Consider the following 20,222-nt stretch of genomic DNA (forward strand, 5'->3'; position numbering starts at 1 on the left):
TTCATTGACAGAAAAAATTGTATATAATATAATATTTACAATTTAACCGGTAAAGTTTGTGATGCATCTCAGGAATTTATCGGGTGAAAAACGTTATTGTTAGGAGAAAATTTTGGATAAGAAAAAAATTAAAATTGCGATTCTGTCGATATCATCACTATTGATGATATCGATGACAGCTTCAGCCGTTCTGGCGGATATTCAACGCTATTTTGTGGGTGTTGATTCGTCGCTGATTCAGATGGTATTGACCATTCCCTCATTAATGGCGTTGGTATTTGCCTTTGCATCCGGGCCGCTGTCCCTGCGAATGCCAAAAAAAAGCTTGGTAATTTTTGGCCTGGTCTGCGGATTAGCCGGCGGGATGGTTGCCCTGCTTTTCGGCTCCATCAGTATTTATGTGCTATTGGGCTCCAGTCTGTTGTTGGGGGTTGCCCAGGGCATTAATTCGACCATGTCCATGGCCTTGATTGCCGATTATTTTGTAGCCAATGAAAGCGGCGCCCTAATGGGCCTGCAGTCGGCTTTTGTCAATGGGGGAAGCATGGTGCTCCTCTTTACTTCGGGAATGCTGGCCGGGATTCAATGGCAGATGTCCTATCTGGTTTACCTGGTTTTTATTCCGGTGATCGTGATTGTTATGAAAAATCTGCCCAATGATCATCCCCAGGCCCATGTTGATGAAAAACACACCGAAAAAAGTGCGAAATTAAATGCCCGGGTCTATTTCACAGCGCTGACGATGTTCCTGTTTGGCGTCTTCCTTTTCGTCTATCAGACCAATGTCGCCATGTATGTTGCTTCGAGAGGATTTGGCGATGCGTCAACCAGTGGGCTGATCAACACCTCCATGTCGGCAGCCGGGATGCTCACCGGGATTCTGTTCGGACGGATGCAGCGCGTGCTAAAGAAGCTGGTTATTCCCGTTTCGTTACTGGTAGGCAGTCTGGGGATGCTGTCGATCTTTGTGATCGGCTCGCTGCCATCGCTGTTTGTCGGAGCCATGTGTTGCGGCTTCTGTCTGGCGACCATTAACCCGGCGGGAACATTTGTGGCCGCCAATGCTGTCCATTCATCCATTAGTTCCCTGGCGATTGCCGTTGTCACAGCATCCACCAGTGTGGGAATCTTTGTATCACCGATCCTTTCCAATGCGGTGGCTAACGCTGCCGGGGGCAATATTTCAGTCAAGTTTCTGCTCGCTTCCATAGGATTATTGGGAACTGGCGCCCTGTCCTGGATTGGCAACATGGTTCTGGATAAAAAGCAGGAAATGCTCAATCGCAATACAGAAATCGAAACCTCTCAAATTAATTATTAATTCAGTTCAATTTTACTTGATTTGCAAATTTATCCGAGATCCCAAAATTTACGACGATGAATTCATCACTTTCAAAAATAGAGCCCTTTTTCGGCCACTGAGGCGCATCTTTTGCCAACACATATGCTTTTTCCCGCATATCATAATTATCAGCCTTGAAGTCGTAGCCCAGATCTTTAAAAAACTTGTGAGCTTCGGAAACGTTGTTTTCAAAATTCCAGCCGACCGCCCAGTCTAAAAAGCTATCCCCATTGGTTTCAACAAATTTGTAGGCATATTTGCCTTCGGGGACAATGCCGGTCAGGTTTTCATAAAGAATGCCCGCCAGACTGGTTTTTTCGGCCGAGGTATACTGGTTAATATTATCCGACAGCTTATAATCACCCAAGAAAACAACCGGTTTTACCAAATCGTAGTTTGACCGTATTTCCATGGCAACCTGGTTAACCACATTGACTTCTTCCTGGTACCGCATATAATCAACATAGAACCACTTGTTGATATCATTTAACTGCCAGATAAGTATTATGCACAGCACAACAATCGCTGCTTTTTTTACGGCTGCTCTGAATTTGCCTTCTTCAACAAACTGCAGCAAAAGCATAAAAACAAAAGCGGTAAAAACACTAAAAACCGTACAAGCCCGGTATGGCGTTTCAATTCCCTGGATGATGGTCAATGAAAACACGCTCAAAACGCTTCCAAAATATAAAGCCGCAATTGTCATCGACCGATGCTTGAAACCCTGCCAAAACATCAAAATAAATGTTGCGACCACGGCGAACACGAAAAGGGTAATTGGCAGATAGACCAGCGCATTGTAAAAAAAACTCAAGGTCACACCATCAATCAGCTTGGGCAGGTTTGCCATGATGCCATGATCCCAATGAATTTCCTTAGACGCATTGGTACTTGTACCAAGATGAAGGATAATCTTTAAGGTCATATCGATAAGAAAACGAAAAACGATGCCGAAGATTAACGGGATCACATAGTATAGACCCCGTAAAAATACATCTTTAAAGTTCTGGCTATCATCACTGTATAAAAACCGCAATATCAATATGGCAAAAATTCCATACAAATAGACAACTGCCAAGGATTCATACAACGATAACGTCAAGGCTATTAAAAAGGCGGTAGCCAGAAAAGCACCCGGCTGGTGCCGCCTTTTGGTATCGCTTGACAAAATAAATAATATGAAGGATATCAGCGCATAGCCTAGACAGACTTCGAAATTGGAACCCATATAAATAAATATTTCGGTAATCAACGGATATGAAACAAAAAAGCATGCGAAAAACAGATACACTATTAATTTTAATTTATTGTCGGAAACCTTCTTGAATAATGAACACCACAATACCGCTGCCAAAACCAGGCACAGTACGGCAAGGTAGTCAAGTACGAAGGGCCTGAAGTTATAAATGCCCGTTATTTTATCGAGCAATACCTGAAAAAACCGTCCCTCTGTCAGCAGCTCGTTCTGCCGGTAATAATAATTCATCGCCGTGTCATCGACACTGATACTGGGATGTGTTAAGGTAAAGCCGAAACTCATGATGGTTACAATCAATAATGGAATCATAAACCATCTTTTGTTCAGAAAATATTTTACGTTTTCTTTTAATTCTTTTATGCTAATCATTGAGGTCTCCATTATATTTATTTTTGCATATTACTATCAAAACTTTGTCAGCCGAAAAATTCAGCTGAACCATTAACCCAACACAATCAGCGGCTCTCAAAAATAGAAGTTGACAGAAAAATCCACCCAACATCTAATACCGACTAACTAAAATTAGATAAGAAAGGTTCCTTTCACTATAATATACCAAAAAAGTTTCTCTGAAAAGACCCAGATTACATTTTACAAGCTTTTAACACACTTAAACAGGAATGCGAGGAACCTACGGTGTACGCCTGCTCAGTTGTGCTTTGGTAGCCCAGGCTGATAATACCGCGAAGGAATATTTTGATTGTCATAATCTAGGGAGATCATGAGGACGTTTCGTTTGTCATATGACCGGCTGCTATTTGGTGATATGACAGTCAAAAAACGTCCCCCTGTCATTAATTATGATCATTGAATAAAGCCCCCGACGGATTTTACTGTCGAGGGCTTTGTGTTGTCGTTTTATAAGAGTGAATTTAAAGTGAGTGATATAAATTATTTACTCAAAAGCATTAAATGCCGCCAAGCGGACATCTGGAATAAGTTAGAAAAATATGATTATAAATAGCGAGCAAAATCGGAATAGGATTCCTTGATTTTGGTGTCGCCAAAGTCATTCATGGCTAAACTATAGTTGGATAAAAACAGCTCTTCAAATGCGGAAAGCTTATGCATACTTTCATCCAGGCTGCCGAAACCCTGGGTATCAATGGTTTCTGGAATCTCTTTATCCTTTGTTTTCGTAATCGGATTAAAATCCATATTAGTCGCGTAAACGTGGTTTTTAATGTTAATGTCGGACCACAGTTTTTTAAAAAAATTCAGGGAGGTTTTTTGAGATTGTTCGAAGATTGCTTTGAACTGTAAGCAAGTGAGTTTTTGACTAAGCATTATTATTTTTTTGCCGATGGCCAACATTGGGTAACAGTCATTTATTGTATATTGATTCATTTTTTTCTCCTAAATTTTATTATTTTCTGCCATACTTCTTTGGCAAGAAGGGTTGATTTCTGTTTTTATGGTGTCTGAATCGATTTGTTGAACTAATAATAACAGATGAATGTGAACATTAGGTTAACAAAAGATTAAGATTTTCTGAACTTTCAAAGCGACCCGCATTTAAAATGAATTAATCAATAAAGCGATTCAATTAGCTTTACTGATATTTATTTGTTATAATATAAAAGCTGCTTAAGAGGCAGTGATGAACATAACGGCTTTTATAATTCTAAAATAAGAATAAGCAAGGAATAACATAAAAAAATGAAAACAGCAGACAGTAAAAAAAAGATTACCATCGCTTTGATGGTGGCGATGTTTCTGGCGGCAGTGGAAGGGACAGTCATCACCACGGCGGCCTCCACCATTGCAAAAGATTTAAATGGGTTTGAAAATATCAGTCTGGTTTTTTCAGCCTATTTATTAACCTCGGCAATTTCGACGCCAATCTACGGCAAACTGGCTGATCTCTATGGCCGGAAAAATATGATTTCCATTGGGATCATCATCTTTCTGGTTGGGAGCACCCTCTGCGGATTTTCCCGGAGCATGGATATGCTGATCGGCTTTCGAGCCATTCAGGGTTTGGGTGCCGGAGCGATTTTTACGCTGACCTATACCATTGTGGGCGATATCTTCAGCTTGGCAGAACGCCCCAAAATACAGGGCAGTTTGGGGACAGTCTGGGGGATTGCCGGTTTGTTGGGACCGCTGCTGGGTGGTGCCTTCATTGATCTGCTTTCCTGGCATTGGATATTCTTTATCAATATTCCCTTTGGTATCTTATCCATTTTCCTCATTCAGCGTAATCTCAAAGAATCCTTTGAGAAGAAAAAAAACATCATCGATTATGCCGGTATTGTAACCTTATCGGGAGCCATGCTGGTATTTTTCAATATTTTTCTATCAGCCGAAAGCATGAATTACAGCCGCATTTTCATCGGTGCATCGGTTGCCGGAACCCTATTATTGCTGGTGGCCTTTTATTTCATTGAAAAAAAGGCCGTAGAGCCCATTGTGCCACTGGAAATTCTGACGAAATTCAATCAAATGGTGAATGGCATCAGCTTTTTACTGGCCGCTGTTTTAATCGGCATCGATGTCTATATGCCCATTTACATCCAGAACGTATTGGGCTACAGTCCCACTGTTTCCGGTTTGGCCCTAGTATCCCTGACCATCACCTGGTTGATTTCCGCCGTGGTATTGGGCAAGATGATCATCACACGCGGGGGGAAAACGGTGACCATCATCGCCAATGCCATTCTACTCCTGGGGATTCTGCTGCTTCCCACCCTGGGAATGCAAACCCCATTACTTTTAGTAATCCTCTTTGTCGGGGTGATCGGTTTTGGAATGGGGGGAGCTATGACTGTTCTGACCATCCTCATCCAGGAATCGGTGGGCTACAGTCAGCGGGGCGCCGCAACCGCGACCAACTCACTGCTTAAGACTTTGGGTCAAACCATTGGGATCAGCATCTTCGGATCGGTATTTAATCTGTTCATTGTTCGGTATTTTAATAATAATGGCTTATCAGGTGTCAATCCCAATGATTTGTATGGATCTTCCGCCCAGGCCATGGTCTTCACCGGGGAACAGGTCAGCCAGTCTTTGAATGCCTCATTGCATGTGCTGTTTATCATCCTTGCAGTACTGGTTTTTATAGCGCTTTCGCTTTCGGTCATGATGCCCAAAACCAGTCAACCGGTGAAGAAAGAATCTGAAACTGAGGATGAAGCAATCGATAAAATGATCAAAGAAGTGGTTTGATTCATCTTTTGACGTCAGAAACTATGGCTATACCAAACTCAATGTCTTTATTCGCGAAGGATTTCTCAAAATTCACATCGAAGAACGGGACGGATCATTCTTTGTAAAAAAAGCTAAGCTTAGTGCAGGCGACTACGCGGTATTTGAGCTTGAGCATACGGCGAAAGCCATTGCGACGGCATGGGGTGAAATCTTTATGGAACTCGGCAGACAGGGCTATAAGATGGATGCTTCGCGGCCAATTTTGGAAAGATATGCAAATAAAATGGTTAAAAACCGTAAGTGTGAAATCTGTGTGCCGGTAGGCTGATCAAAATATTTTAGAGAAAGAGGAAAAAGCTAATGATGAAAGTTGTTGAATTCCATCGAAGAGGCATAAAATGAAAAGCATACTATTGGTCATCGACTATCAGAAGGATTTCGTGGATGGGGCTCTGGGATTTCAGCAGGCGGCGGTTCTGGAAGCAGCCATTGCCCGAAAAATCGGAGCGTATCGAAAAAGAGGGGATGAGGTCGCGTTTACCTTTGACACCCATAAAGAGGATTATCTGACTACCCGGGAGGGCAGCAACCTTCCCATACCTCACTGCATCAAAGGCACTGAAGGCTGGGATCTGTATGGTAAAATTGCCGACCTGTGCCTTGAAACCGATAAACGCTTTGAAAAGGTCACCTTCGGGTCCATGGAACTGGCAGATTATCTGCGCATGAATCAGTATGACCGCATCGAGCTGGTGGGTGTTGTCTCTAACATCTGCGTCCTTTCCAATGCCGTGCTGGCAAAGGCTGCCTTGCCGGAAGCCGATATCGTTGTTGACGCTTCAGGTGTGGCCAGCAACGATGATCGGCTAAACCGGGCAGCTTTGGATGTCATGGAAAGCCTTCACATTAAAATCACAAACAGGTAACAATTTTTATAAATAAATTGGTATGACAAGGGGACGTTTTTGTTTGTCATGCCATCAAAAGTGTAGTATATTGAAAAAATAACAGGAGGTAAACTCAGTTGTGGCAAGAAAGTGCAACCGGAATTTACCATGTGATGCTAAAAGGTCTGGATGGACGCAATATATTTTTGGATGATTCGGATCGATCAATTTTTATGGAAAAGCTGAATAAAGCCAGAGAAACTGGCGGGTTTCAATTGTTCGCCTATTGTCTCATGGATAACCATGTTCATTTGCTGCTCAAAGAAGGGGAAGAGCTGGGTACCAGCATCAAGCGGATTAAGATCGGATATGTTCAGTTGCACAACCATAAATACGGACGAAACGGCCATCTTTTTCAGAATCGTTTCAACAGTGAATCAGTAGAGGATGAGCAGTATCTGATGACGGTAATTCGCTACATTCACCGAAATCCCTTAAAAGCCGGAATGGTTACCCGATTAAATAAATACAATCTGAGAAAGAAAACCAGGATGAATGTCTGGAGATCCCATTAAAAACCAGAATGTGAAAAGATACAGCCGAAATTTGCGCAGGGGACTTCTCATCACACGCTTCTCAAGAACAGAAATAAAGGCAATGTATATTTCAAAGGCACTACTGACAGAGCACTGTGAGATTATGCGATATTCTAAAGAAGAAATGATCGATGCGCTTAAACCGGTATTATCGGTGATAAGCAAGTGTGAGACCGGACAACGAAAACACCAAATGGATGCGCCACAATACAAGCGCTTTCGGAAGATAATTGATGCAATGACTATTGCTAAATCGTTAATTATAGATGAAATTAGTAAAAGGGATGGTTTATATGGCAACAATGGTTAAAATCAAAATAAAAGATAATGTTGAATTGCGGGAAAAACTTGACCGGATTTATGAAGATACGTCACAGCTTGAATTGGCTCATTGGGCGTTGAATCTGACAAAGCATATTTTCTCACTTATTGACTACGATTATGAAAGTGAATCAATTATTGTTGATGGCTTTACTGCTAACGAAATGTGGCAACAGGGTAAAGCAAGGATGCATGATGTCAGGCAGGCAGGATTTAAGGTTCACCAGTTAGCGAAAGCATCTAGTGATGTCATTTTTCAAGCGGCCCTTCGGGTTGCAGGTCAAGCAATAGGAACCGGTCATATGCGAGAACATGCAATGGTTGCTTCCGATTATGCGATTAAAGTGGTTAATCTAAAATTCCCAGATAATATCTCCGCTGTTAAAACTGAGCGCGAGTGGCAGATCAGAACAATGTTATCAGCTGATTTGAGGAAAGCGAAGATTTGACAGGGTACAAGTATTAAGCATATGATTGTGGGGATAAGTCGGGGGAACGTTTCGTTGGTCAGTACCTACGGTGCGCGGTTTAACTTAACATGCTCAGGTGCGCTTTGGTAGCCCAGGCTAATGATGCCGCAAATGACCAGCATAAAAGAAGACAACATAAACACCGGAATCAACGAGAGTTGTTCGATTAAAACACCGGACAATGCGGTACCGATTAGAATTCCACCAATCAGCAGCGGTGTGATCATGCCGTTGATTCTTCCGATATAATCTTCCTGAACATTTTTAATCAATGGCACACTGATCGCGACTTGAACAAAAGCGATAATTAAACCGGATAAAAAATATAGGGCCGCTGTAACAACCACAACTGTGGATAGGGCTTCAGCTGCTGTGACAGCTGCAAATGCGATCATGCCAAAAAACAATATGATGCTGGTTCTGTATTTGCTGACAATTGACATGGATATAATTGCACCCGTAAGAAGCCCGACACCAGACAGCGAATAAAACCATTGGAGACTTTCACTTTCGATACCCAATCTATCCGTCAGGATAAAAATGGTCAGCGGTTGAATCAGACCTTGGGCAAAGCCGAACAAGCCTAACACTGAACAGAGTACCGTCAATCCTTTATCATTACTGATATAGACCAGGCCCTCTTTCATTTGGCATAATAGGCTTGGCTTTATATAATCAGCGTTTCTGGAGCTTGCCGGCAATAGAAATTGTATCAGCGAGGCACATAAAAACAGAATGGCGATGATTGTAAGCGAGAATGTAATACCGATGCCTTTATAAAGCAATGTGCCAATTATAGGTCCAATTATAAGGTAGAGTGATTGCAGCCCTTGAGACAGTGAAATCGCAGGTGTTATAAGCTTTTCATCAATGTTTCGTTTGAACATAATGACCGAAGAAGGGACTGAAAACTGGCTTACCATTGAAGAGACCAGCGTTGCGGCAAATACTGTTTGCCATAAACCCTGATTGATTAACAAAAGAATAACGACTACCGAGAGACTGCTTAAGAAGTCCCCGGCAATCATGGTTCTCTTTGGATTCCACTTATCTGCGAGGGTACCGCCCACATAGGAAAACACAAATATTGGCAGATATTCAAAAATTGTAATCAATGATATGGCAATGGGATTGGCATTTGTTTTTTCAATGACAAAGAATAGCACCGCCATATTTCGGATCCAGATGCATAGCTGTTGTATCGCGTCGGTAGTCATAATAATTCTAAATACTTTGTTTTGAAATAATTCTTTCATTTAGAACTTCCTTTCTTTATTGAGTGTATATTATTGGGGTTTCTGTTATAATTGTTTTTTAGGGAGTTGAAAATCATGAAGAGAAAGGACCCACAAAGAGGGTCTTTACGGAGGGCATTGTGTCAAGAAACCGACTACCAGCCAATGAAGCTAAAGCATTAATTTTATCCCATGCTCGCTCGTTATTCATAGACAAGGGCTATGACAGAGCCACAATGGACGACCTTTGTGAATTAACATCCATGAGCAAAGGTAATATCTATCATCACTTTAAAAACAAAGAGGATATTTACCTTCAGCTTCTCACCCTACACATTGAACAACTGACCCACAGCTGGCATAGTCCAGAAGTACAATCGATGTCTCCAACGGAGCAGTTGATAGCACTTGCTGATCACTACGGACGAGATTGTGAAAACCCCTTACTCAGTTCAGCCATAGAATTCGCCAATACCCTCACAAATGACTCCGATGTTTTACCGGTGATAATGGAGCTGTTTGAGGTAATATCGAATGCTGTTAAAGAGATCGTGAAGAGCGGAGTTGATCAACAAAGCTTTAAAGGCACAGATGTTGAATCAATGAGTTTTGCCGTCATGTCGATGTTATCAGGCGCCACCCAGCTTTGCTTAACCATGCCTCATTTAAGCGGTGACGAATATGCTGCCTTGCATGTCAATGCGATCAAACTGCTTTTATCCGGGATCGCCACCGAATGAGCGATGCTATGCATCATACTATAAAGTAATAGTGATCCGTAAAAGCCTTCAAATATTTGAGGGCTTTTATTTATCAACCGAGCATGCATGCTGGATCACAGACATGCTTTTCCATGGAAACCTCCTTTCATCGGGAAAGATAATAGCCTTACCGACTAAGTAGTCGGTAAGGCTATTATATATCAACTCAACCATAAGTCAAGAAAAAACTGATAGTATGATCAACAACAAAAAACAACTAAATGTCTCTATGACATGTCATTTTTATAATATCAGCGATTCAATTAGCGTTACTGAAATTTGTTTGTTATAATATGAAAAGTTGATTTAAAACGCCGTGATGAATAAAACATCATAGCTTTTTATAATTTTAAAATCAGGTTTTATAAATTTTACATTAAAAAACTGGAGGTTTTATCATGATTGTAGGTATTCCCAAGGAAATTAAAAATAATGAGTATCGTGTATCTGTAACACCAGCAGGTGTTCATGCCCTGGTTAAGAATGGCCATCAGGTTCTAGTAGAAACAAATGCTGGTCTTGAAAGTGGTATTGAAGATAGTGAATATATCGCTGAAGGAGCCTTAATCCTTCAACAGGCTAAAGCAGTATTTGCTCAATCAGACATCATTGTAAAGGTCAAAGAACCCATCGAGTCAGAATATGCACTGATGAAAGAAGGACAGACCTTATTTACGTATCTGCATCTTGCTCCAAACCTGCCTTTAACCGATATATTAGTTAAGAAAAAAATTACCGGTATTGCCTATGAAACTGTCCAGTTAGCGGACCGGTCGCTGCCGTTGCTGATACCAATGAGTGAAGTAGCTGGTAGAATGTCTGTCCAGGTGGGTGCCACCATGCTGCAGCGCGATCATGGCGGTGTGGGTATGTTATTAGGCGGTGTTACTGGTGTATTACCAGCAGAGGTAATGATAATCGGAGCCGGTACTGTTGGTATGAACGCTGCGAAAATGGCAGTGGGTCTGGGTGCCCATGTTACCGTTATTGATATCAGCAAGCCACGATTAACCTATGTGGATGACGTCTTTAATGGTCGGGTTTCCACCTTGGTCAGTAATCCGTACAATATGGCTGAACTGACTAAGAAATCAGATCTTCTTATCAGCGGGGTGTTGGTTGTCGGAGAAAAAGCACCTAAACTTGTCACTGAAGACATGGTAAAAGCCATGAAAAAAGGATCGGTTATTGTTGATGTCGCCATTGACCAGGGCGGATCGGTAGAAACCATTGATCACTCCACAACCCATGATAATCCCTGTTTTGAAAAGCATGGCGTGATCCACTATTCTGTTGCCAACATGCCGGGTGCTGTGCCGCGAACATCCACCTATGCTCTGACAGGATCCACCTTGCCATATTTACTTGACATTGTTAACAAAGGAGCAGAAGCTGCAATGAAAGAAAATCCCGCATTATTATTAGGATTAAATACTTACCAGGGACATGTTACCTGTAAGGGCGTGGCTGAAGGCCTAAATAAAGAATATATACCCGCAGAAGACTTGCTGTAGGTTTAAAATATATTTTAAACGCAACCCGACAAGACCCAAAGAAAAGTTAAAAACGAGGAGAAATAGATGACTGGAAGCGTTTTAAGCCTCCAGTCCATCAGTTCCACTTGAAGTCAATTTTAAGTATCCTGGACCGGATTATGCACCAAAATTATTTTGACTTTTTAACCCGTGTTTTCAAGAAATTTTCATAAGTTTTCAAGTAATCTTCAGGAGTAATCTTTTGACAGAGTTCTCCAACCAGATCATATGGAATTTTTTTAACATTCTTGAAGCGAATACAGCTTTTTCCCATATCCAGTTTAGTGTTGACATGTTTGGGATATTCTTCCTGAAACCATTTCAGAATCTCGGGAAATGCTTCAATTCCCATGTGGTAGAATGCGATATAATTTTTTTGCGAAGCAAGACCCATAAACGGAACCGGTTCTTTCGGATTCACATGATATCCTGGCGGATACAGTGAAAATGGAATCACAAAAACAATCATACCGTCCATAACTTCTTCAAAACCCGGTGGCAGATTATCCCGAATCGTTTTTAGCAGGCGCTCAATGGCCTGCGCTCTGTCTTCCGGTAACTTGCTGATATACTCCTCTGGTGTCGCTGCATTAATTAGCATTTTAGATCATCACCTTTCCATCAATTAACTATATTTAGTATTGCTTAAACCAAACATGGATGACAATGGCAATGACTAATACAAAGGGTATGATTCGATGTATTTTCAGCCACGGGCCTTTTTTGTTTTTACTTATAAATGCACCATAAGTTCCTAAGCTGACAGTGGCAGTCAGTAAGAGGGCTGCTATTATTCCAGTGAGTCTGATCCGATTCACTGAATACACAACAAAAAAGTGAATCAGCATCGCAATAAAAGTGATTGCGGCTATCAATTTGTGATTTTTGACAATGCTCCGCATTATCTTTTTGTAAAAATCAGCAAATTTCTTCTGATCGGCCCCCAGCTTACTGATATAATTTTTATTGATCCGTTTTAGAAAATAGTTTAAAAAAGCCAAACAAAAACCTGCCACTGTGATCCAACCTAAAATCTTTATTAAATAGTAAATCTCCATTATAATCCCTTCTTTATTCCACGATGATTGTGCCTTCCATATACGGATGTGGACCACAAATGTAAGGATAGGTGCCCGGGGTATCAAAAGAGGTTGTGTATATCGCTCCTTCACCCATATCAGGACTCTCAAAAGTGTCGAATTTTACGGTATGAATGACAGCATCATTGTTTTGCCATTCAACAGTGTCACCTGCTTTGACCGTCAGAACAGCAGGAACAAATTCAAAATTTTCAATTATGATTAAGTTCGCTGTTTGGGGTTGTGTATCGGTTGGTGTATCGGTCGTTGTCCCATTGGAGTCGGTTGGTGTATCGGTCGTCGTACCGTTAGAAGATGTTCCGCACGCACTGAATACTACCACAAGAAAAACCAGAATAAAAACCAGCAAAAATTTTTTTTTCATAAAAATACGCTCCTTTTAAACTCCTTTTAACAATTCGCCATTATTCCACTATATAACCTGTTCGATAATGTACCCCAAAAAATTTGATTTACTCAGATATTACTGATTTCATAGCTGCCCTAGTAGCGGTTGTCAATCATTGATAGTGCCCGGCTGAGTTTCAAATTAAATTTATATGACTTTTAAAATCATTTTGGTTTATAATTAAATCCAGAAATGATGGTTCAAGTCAATTAGAAGATTAAATGGTTAGTCAATACCGCCTATTCAATAAGTTGATTATACGAGGAGGAAAGAGCATGTCTTTAATGACCAAATTAGTTTCGAAAATATTGAATCTCCCCCCGGCTGGGAACAAAAGAGCCGATTGTGACAGGTACCAGAATGCAGGTTGCCGATCAAGAGGTGTTTCACAATAAATCGCATCTTTCAACCATCAGGCTTTCTGTTGCCCCATAACTTATGGTGCTGTATATATAATCGATCAGCGAAAAATTGGCCTATTCCAGTCCATGTTCAGCCAGAATGGCCTTTATTTCTGCAAATGGAAAATGATTGGCTGCTCGCCTGGATTCAACGGGATCTGTCCGGATATCGATGTGGGGGCTAGCATTGTCACCTTGTGCAGGCCCACCATCAACGTAAAGATCGACGGTGTGCCCAAAATAGGCAATAGACTCTTCAATGGTTTTAGCCGCAGACAGGGCTTTCGTATTGGACGAACTGATGGCCAAAATGGTGCCACAGCATTCATAGAGATCCCGGATCGGGCTGTCCTGAAAATAAACAACAATGGCATTGGATGAAGCAGTCGCTGCGTCAAGAGGTGTTATCGCTTTCTTTTGAACATACATGCTAACCGGTGATGGTGAAAAAATATCGATAATCTGCCGTTGCCGTTCATCAATCACTGCATATTCCGGTATTTTCGACTTATCCATCACAATGGTAATGGGTTTATCGGCGGGGCTGTGACGGATGGCTCTTAAACGCGCCAAGGCGGCGGGGTTAAATGCATCGCATACCAGCACATAAATGGTCAGGGTTGGCATCACCACAATTTTACCATCCAGGATGGCCTGAGCGGCTTTTTTATAGGCCTCCGGACTGGTTTTTATGATTTGATAGTGCGGTTCTTGTTTGCTGGTTTCAATAACCATTTCTTTCTTGTTTGACATGAAAATTCCTCCTATAGTTAATCGGTAGCATCAATGATCAGTTGCAATCATTATATAATGATTAAAAAGGATTCACAACTCATTTCTTGAAACATCCGGGCCTGATACCAACTAATTCAAGGTCATGCTTTGCAATTAATCCTGTTATTGATGGCAATAAAATGTTACAATATTTCCATAAAACCCGGCGAATACAAAGCGAAATTAGGAAATCGAAAGATTGGTCAATACCTACCCAAACTAATAATTTACAATACAAATAATGGATGGAGGAACTTTTTTGAGCGAAAATAATATCGCGTTGTTGATCGATGTCGACAATGTTAGTGCAAAATATGTAAAAAGCATCTTTGATGAGCTGAATGCTTTCGGAACTGTGTCAATCAGAAGAATTTACGGTAACTGGAAAAGAACTTATGGGTGGAATGAAGATATGCTGCTGGAATACTCAATCCAGCCAATTCAGCAATTTGATTATACCAAAGGAAAAAATGCGACGGATATGGCCATGGTCATTGATGCCATGGACATTCTCTATACCCATAAAATCGACGTCTTTTGCATCGTAACCAGCGATAGTGATTTTACCAAACTGGCGATGCGATTAAGAGAATCACAGGCGTATGTGATTGGAATGGGGGAATCAAAAACACCGCTCGCACTTACCAAAGCCTGCAATAAATTCTTCCATCTCGATTTGATCGCCTCTGATGAGCCCAAGATCGTCGAAATTGCAGAGCCTGTGCCGAATGAAAAAAATCCGGAAATAAAAGACACCATCGAATCAAATGTCACCCCGATCAGTCAGATTCAGGAATCAATCCTCAATATGATTGCTGAATCTGATTGTCTGACGCTGGGTGAAGTCGGTTCCTCTCTGGGTAAACTATTTACTGATTTTGATGTCAGAAATTATGGTTATACGAAGCTCAGTGTTTTTATCCGGGAAGAATTTCCGAAAATCCGTCTCGAAGAAAAGGACGGGTCTTTCTTTGTCAAGATGAAAAATGATGTTGATATCACTACGGTTAAAAACGAAATAATTGAGATTATAAAAAGCAACCGTGGTGCTATTGGAAACCTGTCAATCATATATAACGCTTTAAAAGCCAAGCATAGTCATTTCAATTTGAAAGATTATGGATACAGTCGGTTTTCAAGCCTATTAAGAAGCATTGACGAAATATCCGTGGATGGCAACAAAGTCAAATTGAAAAGAAAAACCAAACAGAAAATTTAGCGATTGGCGGGACCTGACCCTTAACTTATGCTGTTGAAAATGTTTAAAGGAAGGAAAAATCAATGCACAATATTCTTTTGGCGGAAGATGATTTGAGTCTTATTGAAGGTCTTGAGTTCTCACTGAATAAAAATGGATTTCAGATTGATGTTGCCAGAACTGTACAGGAAGCGCTTTCCCAATTGCTAAAACAAAATTATGACCTGTTACTGCTGGATCTTACTCTGCCGGATGGAACAGGGTTTGATATCTGCAGGAAGGCAAGACAGCATTCAACGGTTCCTATTATATTTTTAACGGCATCTGATGAGGAGGTCAACATTGTGATGGCCCTAGATATGGGCGGCGATGACTACATCACCAAGCCGTTTAAGCTCAACGAACTCATTTCCAGAATCAATGCGCTTTTGCGACGGGCTGGAATCACGCATGATTCACACAATGAGCTAAAATCCAATAGTATAGTTATTAAGCTGGATGAAAACCGGGTGATTAAGGAAAATAGCTCTGTTGAACTCACCGGAGCCGAATATCGGCTTCTGTGTTTATTGATGCAGAACCCGAACATGACGTTAACAAGATCGCTTATATTGGACAGACTTTGGGACGAACACGGGAATTTCGTTGATGATAATACCTTGTCGGTCTATGTCGGCCGATTACGGAGCAAAATCGAAGATGATCCGCAAAAACCATTGAACATTGTAACGGTGAGAGGTGTGGGTTATAAATGGAACGACCAAAAGTGAGGTCAGACAATGTTGATGCTAAGTGATAAAAATGTGAGATTTCAGGCAGCAGTAATGGCTTTAATTCTTTTGCTGCTTATTATTGTCAGTCAGATTTCGGTGCTGTGGATGACAGCAGACTACAAAAGCAATATGATTGCACACGATGCTGCAATAGCAGGGAACCTTCTTGCCAACGGAGTGGATGAACAGCAGATAAAGATGGCCATCACCACTCAAAAAACAGATGTAGAGCTGAGGCTGGGAACAGCCTTGTTAAAGAATTCCGGTTATGAGGAAAATACGAATAATTTCCTGTTGCCTGAGATTGAGGCATTCCAACAGAAATATGTCTCCATCGCATTGGCTCTTTCGTTCTGTTTTTCCATGGTTTTATTAGCGTCATTTTCTTTTTTCCTATGGAAACAGGATCAGCAGCTTAATCTTGCCGCCAAAAAAATTCAATGTTTCATTGATGGGGACGTAACCATCCGTCTGGACGACAGCAGTGAAGACCGCCTCTCCCAGTTTTTTGCAAAGGTCAATACCATGGCAACGGCCCTGACTGCCCATATGGAAAAGGAAAAAAGCAATCGGCTTTTTCTGAAAGAAACGATTTCCGATATATCGCATCAGTTGAAAACACCTCTGGCGGCCTTGCAAATGTACATTGAAATTATTCTGGATGAAAAACCTGGCAATGAGGTTGTCGAAGATTTTACGCAAAAAAGTCAGCGAGAGCTGTTACGGATGAAAAACCTGATTCAGAATCTGTTGAAACTTGCAAAGCTTGATGCCGGAACCATTGACCTAGAAAAAAAACTGCATGGCTTAAACGAATTTCTTGAAAAATGCCGGTCCACTTTTACGACCCGTGCAGAGCTTGAAAATAAAAAGATCAGTCTGGTCTGCGATCGGTCCATCAGATTGTGTATTGATGAAATTTGGTTCAGTGAGGCCCTGGTAAATATCATTAAGAATGCCCTTGATCACACAAAAGCGACGGATTCCATTACAATATCCGGTGAGGAAAATAGATTGTCCATTGAAATCACCATCAAAGACAACGGTTCTGGCATACATCCGGAGGATATTTATCATATTTTTGAGCGGTTTTATCGAAGCCGTTACTCGAAAGATCGTCAGGGGATTGGTATTGGTCTGGCACTTTCAAAATCCATTATTGAAAAACACGGTGGCTCGATCACGGTTCACAGTGAATTGGGCGAAGGAACCGTATTTCATTTGATTTTTCCAAAGCTTACAGTTTTGTAAGAAAAGATTCACTTATCAGTCATGTGAGCATGCTATCATTCCAATATAGAAAGATGAGGTGTGAACATTGAGTATTTTATCAACGCATAATTTATGCAAAACCTATGGTCTGGGAGAGACCAAGGTAGAAGCATTGAAACAGGTGTCTATTTTGGTATCAAAAGGTGAGTTTGTATCAGTCATCGGCCCATCCGGCTCAGGGAAAAGCACCCTGCTCAATATGATCGGAGCGCTGGATCAGCCAACATCGGGAACGGTAACGATCGATGGCCGGGAGGTCCGCAGTATGAAAGAAGAAGAACTATCGGTATTTCGCCGGCGCAATATTGGTTTTATTTTTCAGTCATTTAATCTAATTCCTGAATTAAATGTTGAAGAAAATATGGTGCTTCCTATATTGCTGGACTATCAAAAGCCCGATCAGCATTACATTAACGAATTACTGGGAATCTTGGGTCTGACGGAAAGAAAACATCATCTGCCTAGCCAGCTTTCAGGGGGGCAGCAACAACGTGTGGCTATCGGCAGAGCACTTGCTACAAAACCAGCGATTATCCTTGCCGATGAGCCCACTGGAAACCTTGACAGCAAAAATAGTCAGGATGTGATGAATCTGTTAAAGCTGTCGGTAGACCAGTATCACCAGACGGTCATTATGATTACCCATAATCACAGTTATGCGTCCTTTGCGGATCGCGTCTTTCAGGTAAACGATGGCATGGTCAGAGAACTTGGAGCGAGCAAACGATGAAAAACTATCTTGATTTAGCACCGAAATATTTGTCCGGACATAAAAATAAAACCCGATTGACGGTGCTCAGTGTGGTAATGGCAGTGGCACTTGTGGTTGGAATATTCTCCATGTTGGATGCCCTTGTGACATTCGAGAAAGCCCAGGTACTTAAAAGCGAAGGCAATTATCATGTTCTCATCCGAAATCCGACTCAGAATGAGATCGATACCATTGCCAGCAGGATCGACGTTGAGAATTCTGGCATACTGAAAGACCTGGGTGGGGGTACAATAAACGAAGTGACTTGCGCCCTGGGATATATGGATGGGGCTTTTGCCGGCAATTTGAATATTGTGCTTGCCGAAGGCGAGGCGCCCAAAAACGATCATGAAATTATGCTTGAAAAATGGTATCTGGACCAGCTTGCCTTGCATATTGGAGACACGGTAAACATCGCTTTGTCTGACGGGATCGCCGCTGATTATGTGATTAGCGGCGTCATTAACGATTGGGGTGCCACTAAGGCTGCTTCCATACCATTTGTATTTATGTCAAAGGAGACGGCTGAAGGCCTGTCAGCAGTAACAAGTCAGTATTTTGTATTGTTTAAAGAGGGGGTTAATATTCAACATACTGAAAGCGTAATTGCAGCCGGTTTAAATATTACCGAGGACCGGGTTGGCTACAATGAAGGTCTTCTGGCACTGATGCTTCAAACAAAAAACAACCGTGTATTAACGTTTTATCTCATTGGCGCGGTACTTTTCGGTCTGGTCCTGGTTACCGGGATTGTGATGATCTACAATACCTTTAATATTTCTGTGCTGGACCGGGTTCGACAATTTGGGTTATTAAGGTGTATTGGTGCTTCAAAAAAACAAATCAAACGGATTGTGAGAAGAGAAAGCCTGATCCTTTCGCTTAAGGCCATCCCTTTTGGGGTATTGGCGGGAATGCTCATCGCCTTTGTCTGTTCCGGGATCCTTAAAATTTACAACCCTCATCTTTTTGGTGATATTTCAATTTTCAGTTTCAGTGCAATTGGTATTGGCGCAGGGGTGCTGATTGGGTTACTGACTGTTTTTATTGCCTCCATGCTGCCTGCTAAGAAGGCGTCAAAGGTGTCGCCGGTCAATGCGGTTACCGGAAGTGAATCAGTAAAAATATCAGGAAGGCAGAAACAAGGGATTCTCACCAGACTGTTTTCGGTTGAAATTGCCATGGGAATAAACAATGCCGTTAGTAAAAAGCGGACCCTAATCCTTATGACCAGCTCGATCGCCATCAGTATTATCCTGTTTTTAGGATTCAGCGTTCTGGTCAATCCCACTTTTATGGGGATGAAAACCGACAAACCATATACCCCAGATCTGACACTGACCTCTGATCTGGGAATGACTTCTGAATTATCGGAAAAATTATCACAGCTTGAAGGGGTTGAAGTTCTGGGGCATCCAACTGAGTATTTGATTGATCTTCAACTGAGTGACAAAAATGACGAACAGACAGTCAGTAAAGTCGGTGCAGTGATTGATGAGACCATCACGCTTCACGATAAACGTCAGATGAATGCTGAGGCCGACAACGCTTTTATGACCATCGCCGTTTTTATATATGGGTTTGTGGCAGTGATTGCATTAATCAGTATTTTAAATATGCTTAATACCATGAATACAAGTATTGCAGCCCGGTCCAAATATCTGGCGATGCTGCGGGCCGTAGGGATGTCGGATAAACAGCTTAATAAAATGGTATTGGCTCAATCGATTACTTATAGTCTAACCGGGTGTATCCTTGGGTGTGTATTAGGAGTATTGCTGCAAAAAATACTGCTTGATTTTCTTTTAGCTGACTGGTCTTTTCCTTTATATCAGGTAGTAGGGATCACCGTAATTTGTATTATGACGGGGACTTTAGCAGTGATGCGGCCTTTGAAAAAAATCAGAAAAACAATTATTTCAGAAATGATTACCTCTTTGTAAAAACAAAAACTCATTATACTTATGGTCCTCGTTATGTCATGGAAAGCCTTCACATTAACTTCGCAAA

The 20,222-nt window shown here is 41.5% G+C and carries 21 protein-coding genes; 14 read left to right on the forward strand and 7 right to left on the reverse strand.

Annotation, left to right across the window (positions count from 1 at the left end; genetic code table 11):
- Nucleotides 1–112: 112 nt before the first annotated feature.
- The gene (locus tag AKG39_RS15285) at nt 113–1,321 is read left to right on the forward strand and encodes an MFS transporter (RefSeq protein WP_050741278.1); all 1,209 of its coding nucleotides are present in this window, start codon (nt 113–115) and stop codon (nt 1,319–1,321) included.
- A gap of 1 nt (nt 1,322) precedes the next feature.
- Here the strand turns inward: AKG39_RS15285 and AKG39_RS15290 are convergent, their stop codons facing one another.
- Nucleotides 1,323–2,969, reverse strand: coding sequence for a glucosyltransferase domain-containing protein (locus tag AKG39_RS15290; RefSeq protein WP_050741279.1), 1,647 nt, complete (start codon nt 2,967–2,969; stop codon nt 1,323–1,325).
- 585 nt (nt 2,970–3,554) lie between these two features.
- Nucleotides 3,555–3,947, reverse strand: a complete 393-nt coding sequence (locus AKG39_RS15295) for a hypothetical protein (RefSeq protein WP_050741280.1) — start codon at nt 3,945–3,947, stop codon at nt 3,555–3,557.
- Between the two features lie 312 nt (nt 3,948–4,259).
- On the opposite strand from AKG39_RS15295, the gene AKG39_RS15300 reads away from it, so the two are divergent.
- The 6 genes from AKG39_RS15300 (at nt 4,260) to AKG39_RS15320 (ending at nt 8,003) form a co-directional block, all read left to right on the forward strand.
- A complete protein-coding gene (locus AKG39_RS15300) occupies nt 4,260–5,768 on the forward strand; it encodes an MDR family MFS transporter (protein ID WP_050741281.1) in 1,509 nt (502 codons plus the stop codon).
- Nucleotides 5,769–5,844: 76 nt separating this feature from the next.
- Nucleotides 5,845–6,078, forward strand: a complete 234-nt coding sequence (locus AKG39_RS19415; protein WP_242852635.1) for a GyrI-like domain-containing protein — start codon at nt 5,845–5,847, stop codon at nt 6,076–6,078.
- A gap of 70 nt (nt 6,079–6,148) precedes the next feature.
- Nucleotides 6,149–6,676: a cysteine hydrolase family protein gene (locus AKG39_RS15305; RefSeq protein ID WP_050741282.1), complete on the forward strand. Its 528-nt coding sequence runs from the start codon at nt 6,149–6,151 to the stop codon at nt 6,674–6,676.
- Nucleotides 6,677–6,774: 98 nt separating this feature from the next.
- Nucleotides 6,775–7,212 (forward strand): REP-associated tyrosine transposase, encoded by a 438-nt coding sequence (locus AKG39_RS15310; protein WP_242852630.1) that lies wholly within the window; start codon nt 6,775–6,777, stop codon nt 7,210–7,212.
- 124 nt (nt 7,213–7,336) lie between these two features.
- Nucleotides 7,337–7,543 carry a hypothetical protein gene (locus tag AKG39_RS20545; RefSeq protein WP_242852631.1) on the forward strand — a complete coding sequence of 69 codons (207 nt, stop codon included), beginning with the start codon at nt 7,337–7,339 and terminating at the stop codon, nt 7,541–7,543.
- Nucleotides 7,500–8,003 carry a putative immunity protein gene (locus AKG39_RS15320; RefSeq protein ID WP_242852632.1) on the forward strand — a complete coding sequence of 168 codons (504 nt, stop codon included), beginning with the start codon at nt 7,500–7,502 and terminating at the stop codon, nt 8,001–8,003. Before AKG39_RS20545 ends, AKG39_RS15320 begins: the two co-directional genes overlap by 44 nt.
- Before the next feature lie 65 nt (nt 8,004–8,068).
- Here the strand turns inward: AKG39_RS15320 and AKG39_RS15325 are convergent, their stop codons facing one another.
- Complete coding sequence (locus tag AKG39_RS15325; protein WP_050741285.1) at nt 8,069–9,280, reverse strand: MFS transporter; 1,212 nt, start codon at nt 9,278–9,280, stop codon at nt 8,069–8,071.
- A 119-nt stretch (nt 9,281–9,399) separates the two neighbouring features.
- On the opposite strand from AKG39_RS15325, the gene AKG39_RS15330 reads away from it, so the two are divergent.
- Nucleotides 9,400–9,999, forward strand: coding sequence for a TetR/AcrR family transcriptional regulator (locus tag AKG39_RS15330; protein WP_050741286.1), 600 nt, complete (start codon nt 9,400–9,402; stop codon nt 9,997–9,999).
- Nucleotides 10,000–10,418: 419 nt separating this feature from the next.
- A complete protein-coding gene (gene ald, locus AKG39_RS15335; protein WP_050741287.1) occupies nt 10,419–11,534 on the forward strand; it encodes an alanine dehydrogenase in 1,116 nt (371 codons plus the stop codon).
- A 151-nt stretch (nt 11,535–11,685) separates the two neighbouring features.
- On the opposite strand, the gene AKG39_RS15340 is transcribed toward ald, so the two are convergent.
- The 4 genes from AKG39_RS15340 to AKG39_RS15355 all read right to left on the reverse strand — a co-directional run bounded on the left by AKG39_RS15340 (nt 11,686) and on the right by AKG39_RS15355 (nt 14,197).
- Nucleotides 11,686–12,156 carry a DUF1801 domain-containing protein gene (locus AKG39_RS15340; RefSeq protein ID WP_050741288.1) on the reverse strand — a complete coding sequence of 157 codons (471 nt, stop codon included), beginning with the start codon at nt 12,154–12,156 and terminating at the stop codon, nt 11,686–11,688.
- A gap of 34 nt (nt 12,157–12,190) precedes the next feature.
- Nucleotides 12,191–12,613 carry a hypothetical protein gene (locus tag AKG39_RS15345; protein WP_050741289.1) on the reverse strand — a complete coding sequence of 141 codons (423 nt, stop codon included), beginning with the start codon at nt 12,611–12,613 and terminating at the stop codon, nt 12,191–12,193.
- Nucleotides 12,614–12,626: 13 nt separating this feature from the next.
- Entirely contained in the window at nt 12,627–13,019 is a 393-nt protein-coding gene (locus AKG39_RS15350) for a plastocyanin/azurin family copper-binding protein (protein ID WP_050741290.1), read from the reverse strand.
- 500 nt (nt 13,020–13,519) lie between these two features.
- The gene (locus AKG39_RS15355; RefSeq protein WP_050741291.1) at nt 13,520–14,197 is read right to left on the reverse strand and encodes an L-threonylcarbamoyladenylate synthase; all 678 of its coding nucleotides are present in this window, start codon (nt 14,195–14,197) and stop codon (nt 13,520–13,522) included.
- A 280-nt stretch (nt 14,198–14,477) separates the two neighbouring features.
- On the opposite strand from AKG39_RS15355, the gene AKG39_RS15360 reads away from it, so the two are divergent.
- From AKG39_RS15360 to AKG39_RS15380, 5 genes are all read left to right on the forward strand, one after another.
- Nucleotides 14,478–15,437 carry an NYN domain-containing protein gene (locus tag AKG39_RS15360; protein WP_201780288.1) on the forward strand — a complete coding sequence of 320 codons (960 nt, stop codon included), beginning with the start codon at nt 14,478–14,480 and terminating at the stop codon, nt 15,435–15,437.
- A 62-nt stretch (nt 15,438–15,499) separates the two neighbouring features.
- Entirely contained in the window at nt 15,500–16,186 is a 687-nt protein-coding gene (locus AKG39_RS15365) for a response regulator transcription factor (RefSeq protein ID WP_050741293.1), read from the forward strand.
- Nucleotides 16,187–16,195: 9 nt separating this feature from the next.
- Nucleotides 16,196–17,440, forward strand: coding sequence for a sensor histidine kinase (locus AKG39_RS15370; RefSeq protein ID WP_050741294.1), 1,245 nt, complete (start codon nt 16,196–16,198; stop codon nt 17,438–17,440).
- Nucleotides 17,441–17,507: 67 nt separating this feature from the next.
- Complete coding sequence (locus tag AKG39_RS15375) at nt 17,508–18,191, forward strand: ABC transporter ATP-binding protein (protein ID WP_050741295.1); 684 nt, start codon at nt 17,508–17,510, stop codon at nt 18,189–18,191.
- Nucleotides 18,188–20,155: an ABC transporter permease gene (locus AKG39_RS15380; RefSeq protein WP_050741296.1), complete on the forward strand. Its 1,968-nt coding sequence runs from the start codon at nt 18,188–18,190 to the stop codon at nt 20,153–20,155. Before AKG39_RS15375 ends, AKG39_RS15380 begins: the two co-directional genes overlap by 4 nt.
- The last annotated feature ends 67 nt before the right edge of the window (nt 20,156–20,222 follow it).

It is taken from the genome of Acetobacterium bakii, from assembly GCF_001263355.1.
GTDB lineage: Bacteria > Bacillota > Clostridia > Eubacteriales > Eubacteriaceae > Acetobacterium > Acetobacterium bakii.